Annotated in this window: 29 protein-coding genes; 24 read left to right on the forward strand and 5 right to left on the reverse strand. The window is 40.1% G+C overall.

Annotated elements, in window-relative coordinates:
- Positions 1 to 12 precede the first annotated feature (12 nt).
- Genes MHI04_RS08925 through ptsP form a run of 4 tightly spaced genes read left to right on the forward strand, consistent with a single transcriptional unit; the run spans position 13 to position 3424 of the window.
- On the forward strand, positions 13 to 723 hold the full coding sequence (locus MHI04_RS08925; protein ID WP_342535544.1) for an SIS domain-containing protein: 711 nt from the start codon (positions 13 to 15) through the stop codon (positions 721 to 723).
- Positions 724 to 747: 24 nt separating this feature from the next.
- On the forward strand, positions 748 to 1449 hold the full coding sequence (locus tag MHI04_RS08930) for a glucosamine-6-phosphate deaminase (protein WP_342503918.1): 702 nt from the start codon (positions 748 to 750) through the stop codon (positions 1447 to 1449).
- Positions 1449 to 1715, forward strand: a complete 267-nt coding sequence (locus MHI04_RS08935) for an HPr family phosphocarrier protein (protein WP_036117208.1) — start codon at positions 1449 to 1451, stop codon at positions 1713 to 1715. Before MHI04_RS08930 ends, MHI04_RS08935 begins: the two co-directional genes overlap by 1 nt.
- Entirely contained in the window at positions 1712 to 3424 is a 1713-nt protein-coding gene (gene ptsP, locus MHI04_RS08940) for a phosphoenolpyruvate--protein phosphotransferase (protein WP_342535545.1), read from the forward strand. Before MHI04_RS08935 ends, ptsP begins: the two co-directional genes overlap by 4 nt.
- Positions 3425 to 3726: 302 nt before the next feature.
- On the opposite strand, the gene MHI04_RS08945 is transcribed toward ptsP, so the two are convergent.
- A complete protein-coding gene (locus MHI04_RS08945) occupies positions 3727 to 4494 on the reverse strand; it encodes a sporulation protein (RefSeq protein WP_271913031.1) in 768 nt (255 codons plus the stop codon).
- 230 nt (positions 4495 to 4724) lie between these two features.
- Here MHI04_RS08945 and MHI04_RS08950 point away from each other — a divergent pair, with 230 nt between their 5' ends.
- Entirely contained in the window at positions 4725 to 5459 is a 735-nt protein-coding gene (locus MHI04_RS08950) for a sulfite exporter TauE/SafE family protein (RefSeq protein ID WP_342535546.1), read from the forward strand.
- A gap of 257 nt (positions 5460 to 5716) precedes the next feature.
- Entirely contained in the window at positions 5717 to 6157 is a 441-nt protein-coding gene (locus tag MHI04_RS08955; RefSeq protein WP_089932432.1) for a PH domain-containing protein, read from the forward strand.
- Positions 6158 to 6207: 50 nt separating this feature from the next.
- Here the strand turns inward: MHI04_RS08955 and nhaC are convergent, their stop codons facing one another.
- Positions 6208 to 7590, reverse strand: coding sequence for a Na+/H+ antiporter NhaC (gene nhaC / locus MHI04_RS08960; RefSeq protein WP_058843728.1), 1383 nt, complete (start codon positions 7588 to 7590; stop codon positions 6208 to 6210).
- Between the two features lie 528 nt (positions 7591 to 8118).
- Between nhaC and MHI04_RS08965 the strand changes: the two genes are divergently transcribed.
- The 7 genes from MHI04_RS08965 (at position 8119) to MHI04_RS08995 (ending at position 13944) form a co-directional block, all read left to right on the forward strand.
- Positions 8119 to 8739, forward strand: coding sequence for a DUF47 family protein (locus tag MHI04_RS08965; RefSeq protein ID WP_342535547.1), 621 nt, complete (start codon positions 8119 to 8121; stop codon positions 8737 to 8739).
- Between the two features lie 15 nt (positions 8740 to 8754).
- Positions 8755 to 9771: an inorganic phosphate transporter gene (locus MHI04_RS08970; protein WP_058843727.1), complete on the forward strand. Its 1017-nt coding sequence runs from the start codon at positions 8755 to 8757 to the stop codon at positions 9769 to 9771.
- Between the two features lie 115 nt (positions 9772 to 9886).
- Positions 9887 to 10423 (forward strand): hypothetical protein, encoded by a 537-nt coding sequence (locus MHI04_RS08975; protein WP_342535548.1) that lies wholly within the window; start codon positions 9887 to 9889, stop codon positions 10421 to 10423.
- Positions 10424 to 10499: 76 nt separating this feature from the next.
- On the forward strand, positions 10500 to 11198 hold the full coding sequence (locus tag MHI04_RS08980; protein ID WP_342535549.1) for a response regulator transcription factor: 699 nt from the start codon (positions 10500 to 10502) through the stop codon (positions 11196 to 11198).
- Positions 11195 to 12646 carry a HAMP domain-containing sensor histidine kinase gene (locus tag MHI04_RS08985; RefSeq protein WP_249645800.1) on the forward strand — a complete coding sequence of 484 codons (1452 nt, stop codon included), beginning with the start codon at positions 11195 to 11197 and terminating at the stop codon, positions 12644 to 12646. The genes MHI04_RS08980 and MHI04_RS08985 overlap by 4 nt, the downstream gene beginning before the upstream one ends.
- Positions 12643 to 13713 carry an outer membrane lipoprotein-sorting protein gene (locus MHI04_RS08990; protein ID WP_342535550.1) on the forward strand — a complete coding sequence of 357 codons (1071 nt, stop codon included), beginning with the start codon at positions 12643 to 12645 and terminating at the stop codon, positions 13711 to 13713. Before MHI04_RS08985 ends, MHI04_RS08990 begins: the two co-directional genes overlap by 4 nt.
- A gap of 9 nt (positions 13714 to 13722) precedes the next feature.
- Positions 13723 to 13944 (forward strand): hypothetical protein, encoded by a 222-nt coding sequence (locus MHI04_RS08995; protein ID WP_036117260.1) that lies wholly within the window; start codon positions 13723 to 13725, stop codon positions 13942 to 13944.
- Positions 13945 to 14354: 410 nt separating this feature from the next.
- Here the strand turns inward: MHI04_RS08995 and MHI04_RS09000 are convergent, their stop codons facing one another.
- Entirely contained in the window at positions 14355 to 14711 is a 357-nt protein-coding gene (locus tag MHI04_RS09000) for a DUF4260 domain-containing protein (RefSeq protein ID WP_342503911.1), read from the reverse strand.
- Positions 14708 to 15136: a MerR family transcriptional regulator gene (locus MHI04_RS09005; protein ID WP_340810912.1), complete on the reverse strand. Its 429-nt coding sequence runs from the start codon at positions 15134 to 15136 to the stop codon at positions 14708 to 14710. Before MHI04_RS09005 ends, MHI04_RS09000 begins: the two co-directional genes overlap by 4 nt.
- A 124-nt stretch (positions 15137 to 15260) precedes the next feature.
- Between MHI04_RS09005 and MHI04_RS09010 the strand changes: the two genes are divergently transcribed.
- The 3 genes from MHI04_RS09010 (at position 15261) to MHI04_RS09020 (ending at position 18621) form a co-directional block, all read left to right on the forward strand.
- A complete protein-coding gene (locus MHI04_RS09010) occupies positions 15261 to 15767 on the forward strand; it encodes a sigma-70 family RNA polymerase sigma factor (protein ID WP_342535551.1) in 507 nt (168 codons plus the stop codon).
- Complete coding sequence (locus MHI04_RS09015) at positions 15760 to 16950, forward strand: hypothetical protein (protein ID WP_342535552.1); 1191 nt, start codon at positions 15760 to 15762, stop codon at positions 16948 to 16950. The genes MHI04_RS09010 and MHI04_RS09015 overlap by 8 nt, the downstream gene beginning before the upstream one ends.
- 222 nt (positions 16951 to 17172) lie before the next feature.
- Positions 17173 to 18621, forward strand: coding sequence for a GGDEF domain-containing protein (locus MHI04_RS09020; protein WP_058843721.1), 1449 nt, complete (start codon positions 17173 to 17175; stop codon positions 18619 to 18621).
- 53 nt (positions 18622 to 18674) lie between these two features.
- Here the strand turns inward: MHI04_RS09020 and MHI04_RS09025 are convergent, their stop codons facing one another.
- Positions 18675 to 19223, reverse strand: a complete 549-nt coding sequence (locus tag MHI04_RS09025; protein WP_058843720.1) for a GNAT family N-acetyltransferase — start codon at positions 19221 to 19223, stop codon at positions 18675 to 18677.
- 188 nt (positions 19224 to 19411) lie between these two features.
- On the opposite strand from MHI04_RS09025, the gene MHI04_RS09030 reads away from it, so the two are divergent.
- From MHI04_RS09030 to MHI04_RS09065, 8 genes are all read left to right on the forward strand, one after another.
- A complete protein-coding gene (locus MHI04_RS09030; RefSeq protein WP_036117275.1) occupies positions 19412 to 19882 on the forward strand; it encodes a DUF2975 domain-containing protein in 471 nt (156 codons plus the stop codon).
- A 10-nt stretch (positions 19883 to 19892) separates the two neighbouring features.
- Positions 19893 to 20114, forward strand: coding sequence for a helix-turn-helix transcriptional regulator (locus MHI04_RS09035; protein ID WP_036117277.1), 222 nt, complete (start codon positions 19893 to 19895; stop codon positions 20112 to 20114).
- A 120-nt stretch (positions 20115 to 20234) separates the two neighbouring features.
- Entirely contained in the window at positions 20235 to 20885 is a 651-nt protein-coding gene (locus MHI04_RS09040; protein WP_058843719.1) for a TetR/AcrR family transcriptional regulator, read from the forward strand.
- Positions 20886 to 20944: 59 nt separating this feature from the next.
- Positions 20945 to 23263: an ABC transporter permease gene (locus MHI04_RS09045; RefSeq protein WP_342535553.1), complete on the forward strand. Its 2319-nt coding sequence runs from the start codon at positions 20945 to 20947 to the stop codon at positions 23261 to 23263.
- Between the two features lie 6 nt (positions 23264 to 23269).
- Positions 23270 to 24025 (forward strand): ABC transporter ATP-binding protein, encoded by a 756-nt coding sequence (locus MHI04_RS09050; RefSeq protein ID WP_342535554.1) that lies wholly within the window; start codon positions 23270 to 23272, stop codon positions 24023 to 24025.
- 105 nt (positions 24026 to 24130) lie between these two features.
- Positions 24131 to 24649, forward strand: coding sequence for a sigma-70 family RNA polymerase sigma factor (locus MHI04_RS09055; RefSeq protein ID WP_342535555.1), 519 nt, complete (start codon positions 24131 to 24133; stop codon positions 24647 to 24649).
- Positions 24636 to 25298, forward strand: coding sequence for a TIGR04104 family putative zinc finger protein (locus tag MHI04_RS09060; RefSeq protein WP_036117294.1), 663 nt, complete (start codon positions 24636 to 24638; stop codon positions 25296 to 25298). Before MHI04_RS09055 ends, MHI04_RS09060 begins: the two co-directional genes overlap by 14 nt.
- Positions 25299 to 25439: 141 nt before the next feature.
- The gene (locus MHI04_RS09065) at positions 25440 to 25991 is read left to right on the forward strand and encodes a biotin transporter BioY (protein WP_342535556.1); all 552 of its coding nucleotides are present in this window, start codon (positions 25440 to 25442) and stop codon (positions 25989 to 25991) included.
- The last annotated feature ends 9 nt before the right edge of the window (positions 25992 to 26000 follow it).

Below are 26000 nucleotides of genomic sequence, written 5' to 3' on the forward strand. Positions count from 1 at the left end.
AGGTGATAGAACATGAATACCTATTTTCAACAAGTCAATCGATATTTAACAATGGTGGCACAGCAGGAAAGTGAACAAATTAGACATGTTGCCCAGCAAAGTGTTGAACGTCTCACAAAGGGAGGCATTATCCAGCTGTTCGGCTCTGGTCATTCCATGTTATTAGCACAGGAATGTTATTACAGAGCGGGTGGCTTAGTGCCTGTTAAACCGATACACATTGAATCGTTAATGCTGCATCAGGGTGCACGGCAATCCTCGCAAAATGAAAAAAAACAGGCATTTTTAGCCTCATATAAGGATCAGCTACAGTTTGATGACCACGATGTTTGTATCATCATTTCGACATCTGCCAATAATCCAGCACCAATTGATATGGCTATCTACGCTAAGGAAGCGGGTGCTTTAACCATATCCCTGCAATCACTGGAGTATCAGCAACAGCCATCACGACATCCATCAGGCAAGCGTTTAGAGCATGTGGTCGATGAAGTATTGAATACGCATGTTCCATTAGGGGATGGTGTGTTAACTGTTAATAAGTTGCAATATGCACCTGTGTCCACCGTCTTAGGTGCGACATTATTAAATGCTTTATTCGCACAAATTATTGAGCTAATGCATGAACAGGGTGCAAATATACCAGTGTTTGGTAGCAATAATCTAGGTAAAAATAATAACGATGCGCTCATTGATCAATATGGTCAGCGTATTCATTTTTAAGGCACGAATGAAGGAGGATGAACGGTGAGATTAAAAAGATTTTCCTCAATTGATGATTTATATGCACAAGCCGTGACAACAATCGTTGAAGCTAAAAATAATGGGGCGACAACTTTTGGATTGGCTACTGGTGGAACAATGGAACCGTTATATGCTAAAATCTGCAAAACAGATCTCGATTTTTCACATTGCATTAGCTTTAATTTAGATGAATATGTGGGGCTTGAGGCAACTCACGAGCAAAGCTATGCCTATTATATGAACAAACATTTATTTCAGCAAAAACCATTTCGAGCATCCTATTTGCCAAATGGTCTAGCAGCAGATCCTTTAGTGGAGGTAGCTCGCTATGAAGCCTTACTGCAACAGTATCCCTTAGACTTCCAATTGCTTGGGATTGGTCAAAATGGTCATATCGGCTTTAATGAACCAGGCACGTCATTTGCTTCCTTGACGCATCTTGTCACATTGGAAGAATCTACTCGTCAAGCCAATGCTCGTTTCTTTTCATCCATTGATGAGGTGCCGACACAGGCATACACGATGGGGATTCAATCAATTATGCGTGCAAAGTGCATTTTGTTAATCGCAGTGGGAGAAACTAAGCGTGAGGTTTTAGAGCGCATGCTGGCATCTGATTATACAGAAGATGTTCCAGCAAGTGTGTTGTCCAAACACCCAAACGTTATCATTTTGACAGACTTACAAGAAGAGGAGAATATATAATGAAAACACAACAATTTACAGTAGTCGATCCTTTAGGAATTCATGCACGTCCAGCAAGCCAACTTGTGGCAAAGGCAACACCATTTACTTCATCAATTGAAGTGCGTACAGAAGAAAAAGCAGCTAATTTAAAATCCATTTTAGGTGTGATGGGATTAGCCTTGAAGCAAGGCTCACAATTTACACTTGTTGTAGATGGGGAAGATGAAGAGCAAGCATTAACAGCTTTAACGACACTCATAACAGAAATGGGGCTTGCACAATGACACAACTCACTGGTATTGCCGCTTCAGACGGCATTGCCATTGCCAAAGCATATCGTTTTGTCCAACCAGATTTAACATTCACGAAAACAACGGTTCAAGATATCGAGGCTGAGCAACAACGTTTAGCAGCCGCTCTTGCCAAAGCAGAGCAAGAGCTGGTGGTCATTCAACAGCAAACATTGAAAAAATTTAGTGCTGAAGAGGCTGCGATTTTTGAGGCGCATTTATTAGTGGTGAATGATCCAGAATTAATTGGGCCGATCAATCAAAAAATTGCAGATGAGGCGGTTAACGCAGAGTATGCCTTACATGAAGTATCGTCTATGTTTGTGGCATTATTTGAAGGTATGGACAACGAATACATGAGTGAGCGTGCATCCGATATTAAAGATGTGACAAACCGCATATTAGCACATTTGCTCGATGTACATATTCCGAATCCAAGCAGTATTAACGAACAGGTGATTATTGTTGCGAATGATTTGACCCCTTCAGAGACAGCCCAATTAGACCGTAATTATGTCCTTGGTTTTATTACGGATATCGGTGGTCGTACATCCCATTCAGCCATCATGGCACGCTCGTTAGAAATTCCAGCAGTCGTAGGGGCAGGGATGGCAACGACAACGATTCAAGATGGCGATTGGTTAATCGTCGATGGTTTATCTGGTCAAGTGCTTGTAAATCCAACAGCAGATGTCATTGCTAATTATCAAGAAAAGGCACAACATTATCGTACACAGCAGGCGGAGTGGTCTACATTAGTAAACGAACAAACTGTGTCCAAGGATGGCGTACATGTTGAACTAGCTGCGAATATTGGATCACCAAGTGATTTGGACGGTGTGCTGCGTCATGGTGCTGAAGGAATTGGCCTGTATCGTACAGAGTTTTTATATATGGGTCGAGAAAACTTGCCATCAGAGGACGAACAATTCACCGCATACAAAACAGTCATTGAAGGAATGAAGGGTAAGCCAGTAGTTATTCGAACACTGGATATCGGTGGTGACAAACACTTACCATATTTGCCATTGCAAGAAGAAATGAACCCATTTCTTGGTCATCGTGCTATTCGTCTATGCTTAGAGCAACAAGAGCTATTCCGTACACAATTACGCGCTTTATTACGGGCTTCTGTATATGGTAACTTAAAAATTATGTTCCCAATGATTGCGACCATCCAAGAATTTCGGGAAGCAAAAGCCATTTTGCTGGAAGAAAAAGAAAAGCTTGTAGCGGCATGTATTGCTGTAAGCTCAGACATGGAAATCGGAATGATGGTTGAAATTCCAGCCACAGCAGTAATGGCAGACATCTTTGCGAAAGAAGTGGATTTCTTCTCCATTGGTACCAATGATTTAATTCAATATACAATGGCTGCGGATCGTATGAATGAAAAGGTTTCTTATTTATATCAACCGTATAACCCAGCCATTTTACGCTTAATTCAAATGGTTATCGAAGCTGCCCATAAAGAACAAAAATGGGTAGGGATGTGCGGTGAAATGGCAGGCGATGAGTTTGCTGTTCCACTATTGCTAGGATTAGGCTTAGATGAATTCTCCATGAGTGCTGCATCTATTTTAAAAACACGCTCCTTGCTGAAGCAATTATCTGCCACAGAAATGCAAGCTTTAGCAGCACAAGCCCTCCAATTAGCAACAGCCGAGGAAGTGCTGGAAAAAGTAAAGCAGGCTGTGAAATAAGATAGACCAAAACCCATCTACCTATACACAATTATGGTAGATGGGTTTATGTTGTTAAAAAATAACATTAAAAAACATTATAGCAAGGCTAGGGGTCGATTTCCGTTCCACCAGGGTCCTTTCCAGTGAGCACGTAGAAGTTATATTGCACTCTAATCAACCATGCTACCAAAATAATCGAGAAAGGATTAGACATAACATCAATAAAATAAGTAGTTTTTTACCTTTCACAATAGTTCTATTCTAAATAGAATTTAAATAAAAAGTAGCTGAAGATAAGCTTCAACTACTTTTTTAGTGAATTATGCATGTTTTGAAATGATTTGCTGAAGCTTAGCTTGCAGTGTCGGTAGGTCATGCATCGTAATCGTTGTTCTGACATAGCGTTCATCCATATCTAATGCCTCTGCAAAAAAGCTACCAATGCCTCTTACCTTGCGATCAATTTGCATTAAAATTTCCGCTGAATGATTAGACTGGGAGAGGAAAACGATTTCCAGCTCATCTAAATGCCCTCTATATTGTCCAGTTGGTACAAATTCAAATTCCTGTACAAATGGATAGTAGCCACGGAAGCGGGAAGGGGCTTGCTCGCATTCAGCTTCCCGTAAACGGAAACCTAGGCCTTGAATTGTATCCAGTATATGGCTTGCAAGCGTTGTTGGCTCCACACGAATATAATCCTTATCACTTGGATCGACAGCATTTTTAATATCAAGGCCCGTTTGAATCCAAACCTGTGTTTTACCAGCACTAATCGGTGTTTCAAATGGCAGTGTTATCGAAATAGGAAAGGCCTTTTCTTCACCAGCCGCCAGTGTGAAAGGCTCTGTTACTTTGACTTTTTGTAGAGCAGCAACCTCTGTATGTTTATGATCATTGGACTCGCGAATATAGGTCGTATTAACTGACAGATAAATAGCATCAACTTGTTGGTCAATTTGACCGCCACGCACGATGATTTCCCCCTGCATAACCTCTCCAGCGCGATAAGTATCCTTTGCCAATCTTGTATCCACTGTTGCTGCACCTATTCCAAAACTTGCTAATGCTTTATGAAAAAAAGACATCTTTCATTCCTCCTACTGACATGGTTAGCTATACATACGCTCGTGTTGAAAAAAGGTTTCAAGACTGGCAAATTTTTCGCTATACTAGTTGGAAAATGAAATTTTTAAATGCGTGTTGTTTTTGTAAGAATACTAAGGTAAGTAATGGTTTCTGCACCGATTATTCATATTTAGCCTTTATACTAAATGAATGTAGGTCTTCCTAATGATGAAAGATAGAGGGTGATTAAATGTATAGTGTGATGTCCACCATTAGTCAGTTTATTAGTGAGCCAATTACGCAATTATTACATGGCTATGAGCATTCTGCATGGATGATGGCCGTTCTGCTTGGCTTGATAGGTGCACTTGCTCCATGTCAAATAACAGGGAATATGAGTGCCATTACGTTTTATGGCAGTCGAACGCTTCATAGGAGCAGCATTTGGCAGGAGATTATGTTTTTTATGATGGGCAAAGTGGTTGTTTTTAATGGGCTTGGACTGCTAGCTTGGCTGTTGGGTCAATCGTTTGAAACGAAGATGACGCTATATTTTCCAATCTTTCGTCAGGCGATCGGACCAATGCTGCTATTAACAGGATTCGTGCTAATCGGTTTAGTGAAATTCACCTTTCTGCAACGCTTGTCATCGAAATTACCACCTATAGTAAAAGAAGGGAATTTGGGTGCTTTTTTGATGGGGGCTAGTTTTTCGATTGCCTTTTGTCCGACCATGTTTGTCTTGTTCTTTGTGTGGCTCATGCCCATTGTAGCAAGCACTCCCTATGGCTTCATCCTACCAAGTATTTTTGGCGTGGCAACGGCTGTACCGCTTATAATCATGCTCCCCTTGCTATATGTTTTTAATGCCAAACGTCTTATTGTACGGACAAGCATGAAGATGGGGAGAAGTATGCAAATGATTGCTGGTTTATTATTACTATTAGTCGGCATGATAGACACGATTACATATTGGGGATTATAAGGATAAAGAGAACATAGCCGAGTGTTTTTGCTTGGAAACAATAAGGTAAATCGTCTGTGCCAAAGTGACATGTTAAATATACTCGATTTTTGCAGAGCTAGATTTTCGATTAAACATATACCCAATTTGGCAACGAAATTTAGTTTTTCACCATATCACGTCATCATCTTTGCGTATGCAGATGCTGGCAATATACCGATTAGTCTCTTCATGGTAATTACTAATAAGATGGTTGAGTGAAAGGGAGATGAATGGTTATGGTATATCCTGCAAAAGTAAACAAGGTTCCGGTTATATTGAGCTTCTTAATGGTCTGGCTCATGGCGGCTATGGCACTGTGGCTCTTCGCAACATCTTTAATGGTCATGATTATGTCTGTGTGTTTTATTCTTTCAGCAAGCGTCGTCTGGTGGTACGCCACATCTATTCAGTTTGTTTTTGATGAAGAATATCTATTAGTGAAAAGTGGTCCATTTAAAAGTAAAATCCCATACCAAGGCATCACAAAGATTGCTCCTACAACTGCCGAATTTACGGGTTATCAGATTTCTACAGCTGATAAGGGATTAGAACTTTTCTATCAAACGCCAGCTCAAGGGAGTGTAAAGATGTTGCCACAGGATAAATGGGCATTTCTTAGTGAGCTAACAAAGCGATGTCCCCATGTACAGATTCCACAAGCCCAACATTTCAAGTAATGCTAGATAAGTTAAAAAAGGTAGCTGATGTGTTGATCAGCTACCTTTTGTTATTGATCAAGCTTTGTTAACGTTTTGCCGCTCCAACCAAAAATAATCGTTAGAATGGGACCTAGTAAGCAGAAGAAGGTGAAGGGTAGATAATCCAGTGTGGAGATACCGAGGACACTTGTGATGAAAATACCACAAACACTCCAAGGGACTAGCGGATTGACGACCGTACCAGCATCCTCCATGACACGAGAAAGGTTTTTCGGCGCAAGACCTACCTTGGCAAATTGCGCTTTAAAGGCTTCACCAGTTAACAGAATGGATAAATACTGCTCACCGATTAATGTATTGACACCAATGCCCGTAATCGCAGCACCTGTTATAACGGAGCCAGCACTTTTAAATAAGCTTTCAACTTTCCCTAAAATACTTTGAATAATGCCGAGTGTAAATAATAATCCACCCATTGTTAAAGCAAGTAAGACAAGCGCGATTGTAAAGAGCATACTATTCATGCCACCACGCGTTAGCAAGGCATCTACTTCCTCATTACCAGTTTGAGAGACATAGCCATCAAAGAGAATTTTGAAAACATCTGCAGCTGGTAACGGGTCAAGCATATAGGAAAGACCTACACCGATAATGGATACGACTGCCAAAGTAATGACAGCAGGTGCTTTATAAAAGGTCATGATTACAAGGACAACAATTGGCAATAATGTATACCAATGAATCAATCCTGTCGACAGTAGTCCTTCTTTAAATAGCTCCACGGTCTCAAACGATGTTGAAGCACCAGATGGCGATAAAATAGCGTACAGCACAAAGGAAATGATGAAAGCAGGAATAGTGGTCCAGCCCATATTTTTAATATGCTCAAAAAGATCTACCCCAACCGTACCTGAAGCAAGATTGGTTGTATCCGATAAAGGAGACATTTTATCACCAAAGAAGGCACCAGAAACAATCGCTCCAGCCGTGATCGTTAATGAAATGTCCATCGCACCAGCAATGCCCATAAATGCCACACCAACTGTTGCCACCGTTGTTAACGAGCTCCCAACAGAGATGCCGACGACGCTACATATAAGGAAAACAATCGCAAAGAAAAAGTTCGGTGAAACGGTTAAAAAACCATAGTAGATGAGCGTTGGGATCGTTCCACCCATAATCCAGCTCGAAATTAAAATACCAATGAAGAAGAAAATAAAAACGGCACCAAGTCCAGCACTAGCACCAGCAATCATACCGCCTTCCAGGTCACGAAAAGATACTTTCTTCCATAACCCATAAGCCAGCAAAATGGCAATCACTAAAAAAATCGGGATGTGGGGTGCTGCTTTTAAATAGCCAATACTATAAGCCATTGTGATAATAATTAACAGTATAATAAAGAATGCCTCTATAAATCGAGGGTTACTCTTTGCTTCTATTCGAAACATGTGAATCCTCCTAATACGAATAAATACTTCTGCGCTTCAATGCGGTGAAGCCCAAAAGTATTATAGCACGCTAATATTTTTTGTCAATTGACTGAAAACAGAAGGCCCACATGTTTTCATGCATTTATTGTATAAGCAACTCTAAGGACGAGCATAACAAGAAGGAATACGTTTGCGCGTACGATAAAATACAAAAAATAACAATGAAATTCCAGCATTTTCATGTAAATTTCGTTTACAATTCCTTAACATTTCACATCATAAACAAATAAGCGAAAAAAAGTTTATTTCAAGTATTTTTATAAAAATAACAGAAAAAACGGTTATATTTAAAGAAAAAACGGTGATTTTTAATATTTGATTTCCAACGTTTGCAACTTGAAAAACAGCTTAAAAATAAATGTGGCAAAATTTATATTACATTTTTGTAAAATCAACATCTGCATGTTTAAAATTTTGTTGAATTGTGTAAATGTTTTGTTATGATGATTCAGAAATCGACAATATTTATTTCACAGGAGGAACAGGATGTTCAACTCAAATAAGCAAGATCCATTTTTTCAGTCATTATTAAAAATCGCAAAAAACGTGAATGAAGGTATTTATTATGCACATAATGCCCGCATTCAAGATATAGATGCGTTAAAAGAAATTGCCGATACAATGAAGCAATATGAAACAAGTGGCGATAAACTAATTCATGAACTTATTGTGATGCTAAATAAATCTTTTATGACGCCTATCGAGCGTGAGGATATTTTAGCATTAGCGAATAAGCTAGATGATGTGATTGACGGAATGGAGGGCTGTATTGCTCACTTCAATATGTACAACTTAACGGAAGTGACTGAGCCAATGTGCCAATTCCTCACATATATTGCAAAAAGCACAGATGAAATGGTACAAGCCATGGAACTGTTAAATAGTAAAAAGCTTGTAGAAATGCGTAAACATGCTATTCAAATTAAAGATAATGAACGTGAATGTGATGAAATTTTCCGTTCTTCCATGAAACAGTTATTTATCCAAGAAAAAGATCCAATGCGTCTGATTGTTTTCAAGGATATTTATGAGCAATTTGAAGATATTGCCGATAGCTGTCAAACAGTAGCTAATACAATTGAAACAATAATTATGCGTAATGCGTAAGATGGAGTGTACGAAATGGATACGATATTATTAATCACCATACTAGTCGTTATTTTCGCACTTGTGTTCGATTTTATTAACGGCTTCCATGATACAGCAAATGCCATTGCCACTTCTGTATCAACCCGTGCCTTAAAGCCACGTACTGCGGTTTACATGGCAGCGGTAATGAACTTCGTCGGAGCCATTACCTTCGTTGGGGTAGCGAAAGCATTAACAAAGGATATTGTGGACCCGTTTACTTTAAATGCCTATGACGGCGATATTACAGGTTCTGTAGTGATTTTAGCAGCTTTATTATCTGCCATCACATGGAACTTGTTAACATGGTACTTTGGGATTCCATCCAGTTCTTCTCATACATTAATTGGTTCTGTTGCAGGCGCAGCCATTGCCGCTGCAGGATTTGATATTTTGAACTATGCTGGGTTTATTAAAATTCTTCAAGCACTTATTTTTTCACCATTGCTAGCATTCGCAGCTGGTTTCCTAATGATGACAATATTGAAGATTATCTTCAAAGATATGAATTTATATCGCACAAATAAAGGCTTCCGTACCATGCAAATTGGGACAGCTGCCTTACAGTCTTTTACACACGGAACAAATGATGCTCAAAAAGCGATGGGGATTATTACACTAGCTCTAATCGCGGGCGGCCTACACCATGGGGACGATATCCCATTCTGGGTACGTTTTGCAGCAGCAACAGCGATGGGTCTTGGTACATCGGTAGGTGGCTATAAAATCATCAAAACAGTTGGTGGTAAGATTATGAAAATCCGCCCAGTAAATGGAGTAGCGGCAGATTTAGCTTCTGCTTCTATCATCTTTGGTGCGACGTTGATCCACTTACCAGTATCTACAACACATGTTATTTCTTCATCCATCATGGGTGTAGGAACAGCGCACCGCGTCAAAGGCGTTAAATGGGGCATGGCACGCAAAATCGTCACAACTTGGGTCATCACAATGCCAATCTCAGCCGTTATGGCAGCCTTGATTTACTATTTTTTAAGTTTATTTTTCTAGTACGATAAGAGGAATGCACAGCAATTGTGCATTCTTTTTTTATTTGCGTAGATAAGTGAAGGATAGCGAGAGCAAGAAACAGGATAAAGGAGAGGAAGAGGATAGGAAGAGCAAAGTGGAGGATAGAACGAGAAAAGCGGTGGATACAACGTTTAAAGTGGGGGATAGCGAGAGAAGAAAGCAGGATAGAGAAGAGGAGGTGGATAGGAAGAGCAAAGTGGAGGATAGAACGCTTAAAGTGGTGGATAGAACGAGAAAAGCGGTGGATACAACGCTTAAAGTGGAGGATAGTGAGAGAAGAAAGCAGGATAGAGAAGAGGAAGTGGATAGGAAGAGCAAAGTGGAGGATAGAACGAGAAAAGCGGTGGATACAACGCTTAAAGTGGAGGATAGCGAGAGAAGAAAGCAGGATAAAGGAGAGGAAGTGGATAGGAAGAACAAAGTGGAGGATAGAACGCTCAAAGTGAAGGATAGCGAGAGAAGAAAGCAGGATAAAGGAGAGGAAGTGGATAGGAAGAGCAAAGTGGTGGATAGAACGCTCAAAGTAGAGGATAGCCTGAACATAGCGGTGGATACAACGCGCAAAGTAAAGGTTACACCTAGTAGAATGCTGGGAACATTCCTACTTGTGCGAGGAGCGGATTCCCTCTAAGGTTAATTATAAAGAAAGTATAAACTTCGGAGAAAATCACTTTTTCCATAGTAAGGTGGAAACAGGAGGAGAACGAATGAAGGAAAAGTTACTACTGATTGAGGATGATGTCGCTATTGGTCGGATTGTCAAAGAGACGCTAGAGCAGGAGGGGTACGGTGTGGCGTGGGCGACTACGGGCCTTGAAGGGTTAGCAGATTTTCAGGCGGATTCCTTCGATTTAGTGTTGGTGGATTGGATGCTGCCAGAGATGGATGGGCTTGCGGTTTGTCAGAATATACGCTGGGAAAGTGATGTGCCGATCATCATGATGAGTGCTCGTAAGGAAGAGGCGGATAAGGTGGAGGGCTTGCAGGGGGCAGATGATTATATTGCAAAGCCGTTTAGTTTAGAGGAGTTGAAGGCACGTGTGGCTTCCCATCTTAGGCGCTGGAAACGTTATAACAGGCTAGAGGAAGTAGAAGATCGGACTTCCTATGCCTTTGGATTAATGATTGATTGGCAACGAGCGATAGTGAGTGTTAATCAGCAAGAGCTAGCGTTAACCCAAAAAGAATTTGCTCTTTTCAGGCTACTTGCTAAAAATCCGAATCAAACCTTCACAAAGGAGGAACTGTATCAGCATATTTGGCAGCAGGCGAGTATAGAGGACACACATACGGTCACAGTACATATCAAGGCATTGCGTGAAAAGCTCAATGATTCTGTGAAAAGCCCTCATTTTATTCAAACTGTATGGGGCAAGGGATACCGTTTTATAGGTGAACCATTATGAAAATTAAAACATGGTTACTCCTTACTTTTTTTCTTGTCATGGTGTTACCGATTGCAGGGGCATACAGCCTTTATGTATGGATAAATGCTTATTATCAAGATAAAAATGTTGCGGAATACTTTGATAAGTGGACTGAGCTGAATCAAATAAAAGCAACCATTGACAATCCAGCGCTCTATCAAAAAAACGCGGATTTACAAGAGTTAGAAGAGCTGACAAATGAGCAGCTAGGAATTACCCTTTATACAAAATCTGGCTTTATTTTATATTCCTCCAATCCTTTGTTATCAGGCTATGTTGGAAAAGAGCGCATGTTTAAAGGATTATTTGATTTACAACAAACATACAACGCCTTTACCTATAAGGAGCCTGTCTATCAACAGGGCGATTTATTAGGTGTCTATGAAATTCAATTAGTTAGGGTAGATTGGGTAAAGGGTGTTGAAAATCGTTCATGGCTTGTTATAACAGGTTCCATTCTACTATTCCTTGCCATCTATTTAGCTGTCCTGTTCGTGCTTAATCGTAGACTAAATCGACCATTAAAAGAGCTGATGCAGCAAATGCGCATTTTTGCAAAAGGTGGTCATGTGGAAACAAATCTTAGCGCAAGGAAAGATGAAATTGGAGAATTAGCTCAATCATTTGTGGCCATGCAGAATGAAATTGAGAAGACAAGAGCTTCCTTAAAAGAGGAGCAGCTACAAAAAGAGTTGATGATTGCAAGTATTTCTCATGATTTAAAAACGCCCCTGACTGCCATTCAAGCCTATGCAGAATCTTTACAAAGTAGGGGGCTTACAGAACAGCAACAAGAGGAATATCAGCAGGTCATCGTAACGAAGGCTGATCGGATGAAGCATATGCTAGAGGATTTACTCATGTATACATTGCTCCAATCAACGAATTATGAATTAGAGCTGGTTGCTGTTGATGCTGCAGAATTTTTTGAGATGGCATTGTCTGACTATGAACCATTATGTGAGGAACAAGGATTTACTTTAAACGTTTTCTGCGATGTAGATGGGCTATATGCGGTTCACCCGAAACAATTACAGCGTGTGATTGATAATTTAATGAGCAATGCTTGGCGCTATGGTGAAATCGGTACATCTATTGGCTTAGCGGCCGTCAATGCTGGGAGTTATCCAGTATGGAGTTTTGATTTCCTGAAGTCAACCTTGAACAAGCAAGAAGGTGTATATATCATTGTACAAAATAGTGGTCAAGGCATTTTGCAGGAGGACATCACAAAATTATTCGAGCCCATGTATCAAGCAGATCGTGCAAGAACGAAGGCTGGAGAACGAGGGACAGGTCTAGGTTTAAATATTACAAAACAAATTATCGAAAAACATGGTGGTACAGTAGAGCTGTTTTCGCAGGAGAATATCGGAACAGCTGTAGTATGCTGGCTACCACCATTTAAAGGAGCAAATCAAAAATGAAATGGAAAAAAACATGCCGAGCAGCGGGCTTAATCGCTGTGATGACATTTAGCTTAGTGGGCTGTAATACGGAGGCATCGTATTCACCACAGGAAATTATTGAGCAAGCACTACAAGAATCCAAAGAACCACTAACTTATTATGGCGAATACACGTTAGATATGGGAGAGCTTGGTGGCAAAGCCCAAGTGAAAGAGTGGGTCAAGGATGGCAATAGACGTATGGAGATGACAGGTGACAATGATGAACACGTCATCTCAGTCATGACTGATTCACAAGTGATAAGCTATGATGTTGCTGAAAATACAGCCTATAAAATGGCCTTTCCACAAGGTGGACTAGATGGACTTCAATCACCTAGAGATCAAGTACAGCTTATTTTTAAGTTAATCAAGGATACACATGAGATTAAGATCGCAGGTGAGGAAAAGGTAGCTGGTAGAGACACGTATAAAATTGTAGCCAAAACGAAAAAAAGCGAATCGTTATTTGGGGATATCGAAGTATGGATTGACAAGAAAACATGGCTGACATTAAAAACGAAGACAGATAATGCAGGAAATCAAATGATCACGGAATTTACAAAGTTGGAGGAGGGTAAAAAAATAGATGACCAACAATTTACACTAGATCTACCAAAGGATGTAACGATTGAAGAAATTAGTGGAGAGGATACTTCAGAATCTGTTTCGTTAGAAAGTGCCAAAGAAAAACTAGGAGCTTTTTTAGTAGTCCCACAAGAAAATGATCTAACGCTAGACAAGATTTCCATGGCTAAAGGATTAGAAGATCGACCTGAATATTCGTTTGACTATGGATTAGATGGGCAGCCAGCATTTTTTGTTACTATTTTCAAGGCAGATCCGAGTTTGGCAGAAATTGAGCCAATATTAAATGAAAAAGAGATGGTTATTCGAGGGCAAAAAGGAACTGTTATGGATGATGAAAATTTCCGTTCCATTTCTTGGCAGGAAAATGGCTATCAATACAATATCGTTGGGGAAAATCCAGCGTTAACGCTTGAGGATCTTTTAAGCTATGTGCAACAAATGACATTTGTTCAATGAGGTGATGCTATGAAAAGAGCAGAAGGGCTGAAATGTCTTGCATTGTTTTTATTTACCACTATTTTCTTATATGGAGTAGGGGAAACCTATGGAGTATCTTGGCTACAATTTCACTTTTTAGGTCAGTATGATGATGCAGGTTTTTATTTTAGTTTTACATCCCTGATTCCCATCGTGATTGGCCTATTTATGGTAGGGCTTTATGAATCCATCTTAAAACGTTTCATCTAAATAGAACAGTGGTAGGATCACAGATGGATGATCCTGCCTTTTTATGGTTTAATTTAAAAAAAGGAGGTTTTTGACGATGTCTACATTTATAGTTGGCGTACTCCAACAATTGACCTCACCCCTGTTGATGGTTGTATGCTTTTATTTTACATTAACTTATTTTCATCATCTAAAGATAGGTGATGATAGGGGCATCAAGAACACAAAATGGGCAGCGGTGCTGTGCTTAGCGCTTGCTTTGATATTACCGTTTATTTACAACTTTCTTATCTTCATCATGAGGGGATAAAGTGATCCGTACATAGTAAATGTAGCAGGTTTATGATTTATAAATAGATGATCTATTAGTTTAAAAACAACCACTCTATACGGTCACCGAACCATGTAGAGTGGTTGTTTTTTTGTAATACTTACGTAATTTGCTGTAAATGTGTTTTCTGAAAGGCTTCCTCATATTTTAAACCGTAGCCAAGTGCGCGATCTAAGAAAATATGTGCGAGCCAAATTAAAGCAACCATCAGAGATATAGAGCTAGACATCATAAAGTCTATTACTAGAAGGAGGGCAGGCAATACAAAGCTATGCCCAATATTATAGAAAACAGCGCCTATTTTCGGATTGAGGAGATAGCCGATCATAGTGATGTCAGGGAGTAATAAAAACACCATAAAATACAGCCATGAAAAATCCAAGTGCCCATAGAAAAAGACGGTGATAATCAAGGCAATCACATATTCTAAAGAGATGATTTTACGTAATTTCATCATAAGCCACGACCTTCCAATAAATTTTGATACATCCCCTCAATGAGAGAGGCAATTTTTTCTTGATTTTTTTCATATTGTCCGTCAGCCATTAATGTTTTAGTCAATTGTAATGATTGCAGTGCGTGCTGATAAAAACGTAGTTGTTGCTCGATTTGTGCTATTTTGACTGAAAATAGCTGTACGGTTTCTTCATTACAAGCTGTGGAGATAGGCTTTTGTTCCAATGTCAGTAAATGTTTAATTTCTTGTAAGGTAAAGCCGAGTTGACGTAAGACGATGATGAATTTCATTGTCTGCTCACATGCGGGATCATACACACGATAGCCATTGTCCTGTTTTCGGGGATGTAAAAGACCCTCTTTTTCGTAGTAACGGACTGTATCAGTTGTGAAGTGAAATTTTTCGGCGAATTGTTTAATTTTCATACGAGCACCTCCTAAATTAATCCTAACATTGGAGTATGCTCCAAGGTCAAGGTTCTTTTTGAATAATAGTAAAAAAAATGAAACGGTTATTTAGTGGCAGTCGTTTATAGTGTAAGAAGGGGAGGTGGACGGCATACTTGAAGAAATAATCGATGAACATGCAGAACATTTATTACGTCTCGCCTATTTTTACGTGAAAAACCGGCAAACAGCCGAGGATATTGTGCAAGAGGTCTTTATTAAATTTTCTCAGCGTGGCTATGAGGAGCGAGGGCAGCTACGTGCATACTTATCCACGTTAACGATTAATCAAAGCAAAGATTATTTAAAAAGCTGGCATTATAGAAAATTACTATTCCAAGAAAAACTATTTCCGCTACAGGGGCATAAACAGCGGGATGAGCTCGTTGCAGCAGAGGAACGATCTCAGATTGGGGCAGCCATTTTAAAATTGTCCTTAGCCTATCGTGAGCCCGTCATTCTTTATTATTTTGAAGAAATGAGGATTCGTGATATTGCTCAGCTACTAGGAATTGCAGAAAATACGGTGAAAACAAGGCTGAAACGGGCAAGAGAAGCATTAAAGCCCCATCTAAAGCAGGAGGAATGGGAGGTGCTAGGGCATGAATGATATACAGAAGGAATTAGTCAATGTAGCAGGGGATGTGACAGTGAGCAAAGAAAGAGTCAAAAAACATGTGTTACAACAGCCGACTAACAGAAAAAAATCTGTACGATTCACGCTATTAACGGTTGTGCTCACTCTTTGTGTTGTGGGTTTTATAATGATGCAGCTTTTAACGAATGAAACAAAGCAGACGACCGCCCTATTCCATGAAAGGCAACTGGAGCACTTTGAGCGTATTAGCCATATGATACGGTCAGGGCAAGAGCAGGCATATTATAAAGAGGAGGCGTATTTTTCATATGAAAAACTTGTTGCCTCCTACTATTTTGCGAAATCATTAGGGGTTACCTATTCTAAGAAAGAGTTAGAGGCAGAAAGAAAGAAACAGGTTGAGCAATTGGAAATGCTACAGCAATCGCCTGAATCTAAAGCTTTTTTTCTCGGACTAGAGCCGAAACAATATGTGAAAACATACCTTGAACCCCTTCTACCAATGTATACCGCTAGGACGAAGCTGTATGCGATATATCAAGAAAAATATCCAACCTTTTATGCTTATCAAGAGGTAGCCAATATTGATGCCAAACGGTATTTCCAAGCGCATTTTGCTGAGCAGGCAAGAACCTTTCAAAAGGAGCATAACATCGAAATACGTACCAGTGCACATGGCTCTTCAATGGTCGGCACAGTTGCGAAGGTCGAATCGAATGTTTTCTTATTTATAGAAGGAGTGATTCCTGAGGATCTTAATCATATGACGGAGGGACAGCTTGCTGAAAAATATGAACAAGCCGATTGGTATCCTGTGCTGGATGAATTTCCTGTCGAGCAGGGGGATTATATTACTTTCACTTCAATGGGAACAGGGAGCATTGAGGAAAACGGAGTCATAAGAAAATATGGTTTATTAACTAAATTGGAAAAACTAGAGCCAACCATTACAAAGGTGCTTGAGCTGGAAAATGAACAAGAAGTCGCTCAGTTTTTGCAGGATGTCCCATGGCAGCCAGCCAATAAGATAGCAAGACCTCCCGAGTATTCTTTTCAGGTTGATGGCGTGCGTATCGAAATGTGGAAGGGCTATGGTGGATCTCTTTATCTTCAAAAGGTAGGGAGTGGAGAAATCCAGCTGAATGCTAAAAGAGCAATGCAGTTAAAAGCGCTAATAGGTTTACAGGAATCTTAGCAAGTCTCTTTGAAAGAGGCTTGTTTTTTGTTGAGGAGAAAATTATAGTGAAAGTACCATGTTAAAATAACTTTTCATTACATCTAGGATAAAATACATAGAGATATTTGTTGTTAGGAATAATTGCTTAATGATGGGAAATTAAATGAGTCCAAAGAATTGTAATATTTTGTGTGCAAAGGTAGTATTAAAGAAGTAAGGGTGAAAATAAGGGGGAGCGGTATGAACACACAAGAATTTGAAGAATTATGGATTACGCTCAATGAATTATATAATGCTGATCGCTTTTTAGAATATATAGAAATAAGTAGTGCCGCAATCGAGAGTGCCATTGAGCTTGGAATGTATGATAAGGCTATCCTGCTATTGCGCTATAGTTGTGCTAGTTATTTTCAAACGGGTGATCTACAGCTTTCCATCAGTGTCCTTGAACAATATCGTGAGCTAACCTTTCAACATGGCAATGATATCGATTTAATTCAATACTACAATTTAGCCGCTATTTATTGGGGAACATTTGGTCATTTAAAGAAATCAGAAGAGTTAATGCTGAAGGGCTTAAAAATAGCTGAAACGATTCATCATGTGGAGAGTATGGGGAAAATTTACAATAACCTAAGTGATTTAGAAATTTCGATGGGCAACTATCGCACAGCCAAGGAATTTGCCCTAAAAAGTCTTTACTATTCGAATGCATTTGAAGTGAAGCATAAAGAGCCCTATACAGGGGTTATGTATCCTAAAACGAACCTAGCTGTTGCACTTATCTGGCTGGAAGAATTTGATGAAGCGAACGAACTCTTACTAGAATTGCTGGCAACGATTCAAGATCCGCCTTATTCGAAAGTACAACTAGAGGTATTCAATGCGTACGCCTTCCTATGTGAAAAACAAGGGCGTATCAGTGAAGCCATTGACTTATATCAAAAGACGAAACATTATGCCCTGCAAAACAATGACCTGTCCTTGCTGCAAATCATTTATAATTCTTTAGTGAAATTAATTGAGGCACAGGGCAATAAAATTGTGTTATGTGCTATACAAAAAGAATTTATAAATATTTTATTAGAAATTCAACGTGAAAACTATTCACATGTATTGTTTGAAATGGAATATAACGATCATAAGAAGCAATTTGAAAAAAATGCCTATATGGATCCGCTGACAAATATCTACAATCGACGCTATTTTGATGAACAGGCGAAAAAGATGGTTGAAAAAGCGGCCGAAAGTAATCAGCAACTAGCTTTAATGATGGTGGATTTAGACCATTTTAAAGAAATCAATGATATGAATGGACATTTAATTGGCGATGATGCGTTGACGAGTACAGCCAAAGCATTAAAGGACTATTTTGAACCGTTTGAGTCCATTGTTGCTCGTTTTGGTGGGGATGAATTTATTGTGCTAAGTCAGGTTAAGGAAGGGGAATCGGTGCAAATATTGGCTGATAATCTTTATCACGCATTAACGGCATTGTCTCTGGTAGTGAATAATGAAAAGGTTCATTTGGAATTTAGCATTGGAGTAAGTACCAATCAGCAAGGCAGCATTGTAAAAGTGGAAGAATTAATCCAACATGCAGATGAAGCGCTCTATAAGTCCAAGCGCAATGGTCGCAACCAAATTACGCACTATAATCATTATTCCGATGTGGGAAATGGTATATAAACGAGGGAGAGGCATATCTGCATAGGAAGTGCCTCTTTTGTGTAAGTTGTCAACTAATGGTTTGGATTGATTAAGCCATAATAAACAATATCTTCGAAAGCACCATTTTTATACACATGCTGTTTTAGGGTCCCCTCATAATGCATCCCGCATTTCTCCATGATTTTGCCGGATGCAGGATTGGATTGAAAATACTGAGCATAGACACGATGATACTTTTTCTCTTGAAACGCAAAGGCGATGATTGCTTGGGTTGCTTCTGTCCCATAGCCATTTCCCCAATAGTGCTCCCCAATCCAATAGGCGATTTCGCCCCTTTGATGTGGCTGCTGATTGGACAACCCTATCGCCCCATATAATTGCCCACTAAGTTTGTCTGTTATAGCCCATTCATAGAGGCGATTCTCCTCAAAGTTTTGTTGATGAGTGGCTATCCATGACAATGCACAATCTATTGTATAGGGATAAGGTACGTTCAGTGTGCTTTTGTAAATGGCATAATTGTTACATAAAACACTTACCTCAGGTGCATCTGCTTCTGTAAAAGGGCGGAGTAATAAACGCTCAGTCTCCATTGTTTTTTCTGCTGCTCGGTAAATCATCGAATTCCTCCTTTGTCTTCAGTGCTATTTTTTAAAGCTTGAGAAGATGAATCGATTATAGCACAATAAAAGGGAAAATAAACCAAATAACAGTTAAAAATACATCTTGAATCAGAATAAATATTTATTGAAAAACGATAAAAATTATGATAAATTGTACAGGAGAATAAATAAAAGAGGTGCGTCAGATGAAACGAGAAACGCTCTTTTTAAAGATAGCTGTTTTTCTAATGGGAATACCGGTTCTTGCCTTATGTCTATTGGTAGTTCCTCGTGTAGCGATAGGGGCAGCACAGCATTTTCCGAAAACAACCATTTTTGCTTTACTAGGTGTTTATGCAACGGCCATCGCCTATTTTGTTGCTCTGTATACGACGATTAAACTACTAAGCTATATCGATCAAAATATTGCGTTTTCAGAACGATCTGTGAAAGCTTTAATCAATATTAAATATTGTGCAATTATCATTAGTGGTGTATACGTGGTAGGTATGCCACTGATATACTATGTGGCGGAAGTAGATGATGCCCCTGGTCTTATTATTATCGGAATGGTTATTATTTTTGCTTCCTTTGTCGTGGCAGTCTTTGCTGCTGTGCTGCAAAAGCTTCTAAAAAATGCCATCGATATCAAATCAGAAAACGATTTAACGGTTTGAGGTGAATACTATGGCAATGATCATCAATATTGATGTAATGCTGGCAAAACGAAAAATGAGCGTAACAGAGCTTTCAGAAAAAGTGGGCATCACGATGGCAAACCTTTCTATTTTAAAAAACGGCAAGGCCAAAGCCATCCGTTTTTCAACATTAGAGGCCATTTGTGAGGCATTGAATTGTCAGCCTGGCGATATTTTGGAATATCGAAAGAACGAGGACACGCAAAAATAAGAGTCTGCTTCATGCAGATTCTTTTTTTTGTAGGAATTATTGCCAGTAATAGCCGTCCTATGATACGATAAAGGAAAGATATATCGACAGGCAGTCGGTCAAATGTAAGGGGTTGTGATTATGAGGGAAATGAAGAAGGCGGAAGAGCGTCGCAATGAAATATTAGATGCAGCAGACGAATTATTTACACAGAAGGGGTTTGACGGTACTAGCACCAGCAATATTCTTGAAAAAGTGGGCATTGCACGGGGCACGCTTTATTATCACTTTAAGTCTAAGGAAGATATTATGGATGCCCTCATTGAGCGTTATACAAGTACGATGCTTGCAAAGGCAAGAGCGATTGCAGAAGACAAAAGCATTGCTGTGAATGAGCGCATTCTACGTGTTGTGATGGCATTAAACATACAGCATGAAAATGGTGGTCAGGAGATTATGGAGCATGTGCATAAGCCACAAAATGCATTAATGCATCGAAAAATACAGCAGGTGGTGATGAATCAAGTGCCACCAATCCTTACGGCCATTATTCGTGATGGTATTGAACAGGGCGTTTATCATACTCCCTATCCATATGAGTGTATGGAAATGATTATCGCCTATACCAATGCTGTATTCGATGATGATTTAGTGCTGATGACAGATGAAGAACGAGCGGCACGCATTCCAGCATTTATCTTTAATGTCGAACGAATGCTTGGAGTGGAAAATGGTAGTTTGCTCTATATGATGCAAATGTTTGGCAAGGATGGCGAAGGTAGTACGACATAAATACGAATGAGGGTCTTATTGGGTTTGACGGTAGTTAAAAACTTCCAAAGAGGTGACCTATGTATTGGAAATTTGTGCGAAATGATGTGGCAAAGAGCAAGCTTATAGCAGGTATCACGATACTGTTTGTGGCAGCTGCTGCTATGCTTGTCACGCTCTCGGCAATGCTCATTGTCCATTTAACAAGTGCGATGGAAACGATGATGGAGCAAGCAGAAACGTCTCATTTTCTACAGATGCATGCAGGCAAAATTGATCAAGCACGACTCACTGAGTTTGCGGAACGTGATGAACGTGTAGACGAATTTCAGGTCAATGAATTTCTCAATGTAGATGGGGCCAAGATCCATATTGCTGGCACCACACTAGCGCATAGTGTACAGGACAATGGCTTTAGTACGCAAAGTGAGAAATTCGATTATTTACTGGACCTGGATGGTCATGTAATTGAAGTGGCGAATGGCGATATTTATGTGCCAATAGGCTATTGGAAGGATGGGACAGCCAAACTGGGTGACACCGTGATTGTTCAAGATAAGCACTTGACGATTGCAGGATTTTTACGAGATTCACAAATGAATGCTATGCTGGCCTCTTCAAAACGCTTTCTTGTCAGTGAACAGGACTATGCAGCCATCCAGGGAGCGGGCACGGTTGAATATTTGATTGAATTTCGGTTAAACGATTTGGCTGAATTAAAAGATTTTGAAGAAGCCTACACACGTGCAGGGTTAGAAGCGAATGGACCATCCATTACGTTGCCGCTCTTCAAAATGCTAAATGCACTATCGGATGGGCTAATGATTGCTGTCATTTTATTAATCAGCCTTCTTGTAGTATTCATTGCTTTTATGTGTATTCGTTTTACATTACTCACGAAGATGGAAGAGGATTATCGCGAAATTGGTGTCATGAAAGCGATTGGCATTCGAGTTGCGGATATTCAAAAGATGTATTTTGCCAAATATGCTGTGATCACGGTAATAGGCTGTATGCTAGGGTTTGCTAGCTCTTTCTTGCTTCGAAATAGGCTACTTGAAAATATCCGTTTGTTCATGGGGGAAACGGGCAATACCTCACTGATTTGGCTGTTCACCTTCATCGGGCTATTGCTCGTATTTATCGTGATAATGGGCTATGTACAATCTGTTCTGAAACAATTTCGCAAGCTATCAGCCACTCAGGCGTTGCGTTTTGGTACAACACAAGGAAAAACACAGCATACAAAATGGTTGAACCTCAGCTCAAATAAAAGACTTCCCATTAATCTCTTTCTTGGGGTGAAGGATGTCCTGTCACGGAAAAGGCTGTATGCCACTATGCTGGCCGTCTTACTCCTGGCAACATTTATCATCATCGTACCTCATAATTTACACAATACGATTGCCGCCAAAAGCTTTATGACGTATATGGGCATTGGCAATAGTGATATTCGAATAGATGTCCCACAAAGCAAGCAAACTGCCCAGCAGGTGGCAGCTGTCATTAAGACATTAGAACAAGACAAAGCAATCGAGCATTATAGTGTGTTGACGACAAAAAAGTTCGCGACAATGGCCGATGATGGCTCGGAAGCAAGCTTAAAAATAGAGCTGGGTGATCATACAATCTTCCCAGTAGAATATGCACATGGCAGGGCACCAATTGCCCACAATGAAATCGCGCTTTCTGTGCTAAATGCTGAAGAGCTTCACAAAAAGGTTGGCGATGCTATGTCATTGATCATTCATGGTGAAGTGAAGGATTTGATTGTTAGCGGCATTTATTCTGATATTACGAATGGTGGCAAGACAGCAAAGGCAGCTTTCTTTGACCATTCTACAGAAAGTATGTGGAGTGTCATCTATGGAACGATGTCTAAGCCATCGCAGGTCGAGGAGAAGCGAAAGGAATATGCAGAAACATTTTCTTTTGCAAAGGTCTCAGGCATTGATGATTATATCAACCAAACCTTTAGCACGACCATCCATGCCATTGAAAAAGCATCTCGTGCAGCACTTGCCATAGCCCTCTTGCTGTGTTTGCTCGTCACGCTGTTATTTATGAACATGCTAATGGCGAAGGATCAAACATCTATCGCTATTATGAAGGCATTAGGCTTTACCAACAGAGATATCGCTACACAATATGCGGCTCGAGCCGTGTTTGTTTTACTTTTGGCTATAACAATGGGGACGTTCCTCGCCAACACGCTGGGTGAGCTTGTGACAAGTACGGTTATCGCATCATTTGGTGCGGCTTCATTTAAGTTTACGATTCAACCTCTAGCGGCCTATGTTTTTTGCCCATTAGCGCTCACAAGCGTTGTTCTGCTAGCTACACTCATAGGTACGTCCAGGGTGGGGCATGTCAAAATGATGGACCATATAAAGGAGTAGAACCTTATGAAACTAGTGAGTGGTAAGCAAATAGCAAAGTCATTTCAGGTCGGCGATGAACAGTATAATGTGTTAATGAATATATCCGTTACAATAAATAAAGGGGAGTTCGTTGCCATTATGGGGCCCTCTGGCTGTGGGAAATCGACACTCTTGTATGCACTTAGTGGGATGGACACTATCGATCATGGGCAAGTGATCTTTGATGGCATGGATTTAGCCTCACTTCGTGACAATGAGCTTGCGGATTTGCGCAGAACAAGAATGGGCTTTGTGTTTCAGCAGCCGACCTTTCTAAAAAACTTAAATATCCTTGATAATATTTTGTTACCTGCGATGCGTGATCAACGAAAAAATGTGAGCATCTTAACAGACAAAGCGCTGTCCATCATGGAAAAAATGGGAATTGCGGACTTAGCAAAGCGAGATTTGACACAAGTTTCTGGCGGACAATTGCAACGAGCAGGCATCTGTCGTGCATTGATTAGCGATCCTCTAATGATTTTTGGAGATGAACCAACAGGTGCTCTAAATTCAACGTCTGCACAGGAAATCATGGATTTATTCACGGTCATCAATAGCGAGGGCACAACAATCATGCTCGTGACACATGACCCAAAAATTGCTGCCAGAACGGAGCGTATTCTCTTTATGTGTGATGGAGCCATCGTAAATGAGCTACGATTGCCCACCTTTACAGGCATAGATTTAGACGGTAGAATGGCCAAAGTAGTGGCTACTATGCGAGAAATAGGTATTTAAATAGATGAGAATCCGTAATGATTAAAAAATTACGGATTTTTTTTGTGAAAATTGAATCGTAATGGCAGTGGCGTCCGTCAGTAGTGTAGAAAGAAGGTGAGAGCAATGATGGATATTGAACAGATAATCGAGGAGCATGGTGATTACTTGCTAAAGGTCGCCTATCTATATGTGAAAAATAAGACGACAGCAGAAGACATTGTGCAGGATGTGTTCATCGCCTTTTATCAAAAGCAGGAACAGTTTCGCCAGGAAGCATCATTGCGTACATATTTAGTGAAAATGACGGTTAATCGAAGTCATGATTATTTACGGAGTTGGAAAAGCAAACGGCTGACACTGTTTGAAAAGATTACAGGGCGCACGACAACGGTTACACCTGAAAAGGAGATGCTAGAGAAATCCGTCAAAAAAGAGCTAATGGAGGCATTGTTTACGTTATCAGTCGCCTATCGAGAGGTCTTGATTTTGTATTATTTTGAGGAGATGACGACTGTGGAAATTGCCCAGCTCGTGCGTTGTCCAGAAGCAACAATTCGTACAAGACTACAGCGAGCCCGTAAACAGCTGGCAGCAGCAATGGGTGACTTTGATTGGGAGGGGCTACGTCATGAATCAATTTAAAGAGGATTTGCTTAAGGAGCTACAGGATGTCAAGCTCTCACAACAGCGCAAGCAATTAATCGCTGACAAAGCGCGACGACAAGGGCAACGTAAAACAGGAGGGGAATGGACATATCGTCTCGTGCTGGCAACCTTTACTGTTTTCGTCATTGGTTTTAGCTATATTTTGACACAGCAAAAGGAACAGCGTACCACAGGACAGCAAGCAGCTAGTACATCATCAGATACATGGCACTGGTGGTCCCTTTTTGACTCCGATTATGTAAGAGGCATGTTATTGCTTGGTATATTTATCGGAGCAACTTTTATTGTCAAGCGTTTGTTAGTGAAAAAAGGATATGGCCTACCTGTTTGTATTGAATGTGGGGAGAGCTGGTCTGAGAAAGATGCACGTAAGTTGTATCGCAAAAATGGTGAAATTGTGTGCCCTCATTGTGGACAAAAACAATATCGCACAAAAAAATCCATTCAAATCAGTGGTGTGATGACGATGCCAGTGCCGTTATTGATTATGCTGCAGCATGTTTTCCAACATTTTGTTATCGGACTTATTTTCTTTTTAGTGGGCATGTTCTTTTATCATCATCAAATTGCGCCATATGTGTTTAAGCTGCAAGAAAAAGATCCAATGAATGAACCTTTATGGTAATCATTTTGAAAGGAAATTACTATTGTAATCTAGCAATTTCCTTTTTTATTCGAAAATAGATTGACAACGGTTTTTATTTGCTTTATCTTTGTGTTAACTTATTTTAATTATTGGTTAACGCACAAGGGGAGGCTTTTTACATTGAAAAAAGGAAGTACATATCAATACGTGTTAGCAGCATTTGGAGCTGCGATTATCGCCGTTCTAGCACAAGTAACGATTCCACTACCACTTATTCCGATTACAGGACAAACTTTAGCGGTTGGAATTGTCGTAACCATTTTAGGGACAAGATTAGGGACGATATCTGTCCTGCTTTATATACTATTAGGCGCAGTAGGTTTACCTGTATTTAGCGGGATGTCAGGCGGACTCGGGATTTTAGTTGGTCCAACAGGCGGATATATCGTCGGTTTCCTTGTCACAGCGATTATTATGGGCTTATACTTAGATCAATTTGGTATTACATTTGTTCACGCTATTATTGCGAATATTATTGGCATGATCATCACATTAGCGTTCGGAACAGTGTGGTTAAAAATTATAGCAGAATACACGTGGACAGCTGCCTTTATGGGTGGTGTTGCACCATTTATCGTAGTGGGGATCGTCAAAGCGGTACTTGCAGCGTGGATTGGTGTCATTGTCCGTCGTCGCTTAGAGAGCGCACATTTAATTGAAGCAACAGCATAGGACATGGGA

This window comes from Lysinibacillus sp. FSL K6-1151 (assembly GCF_038630755.1).
Lineage (GTDB): Bacteria > Bacillota > Bacilli > Bacillales_A > Planococcaceae > Lysinibacillus > Lysinibacillus fusiformis_D.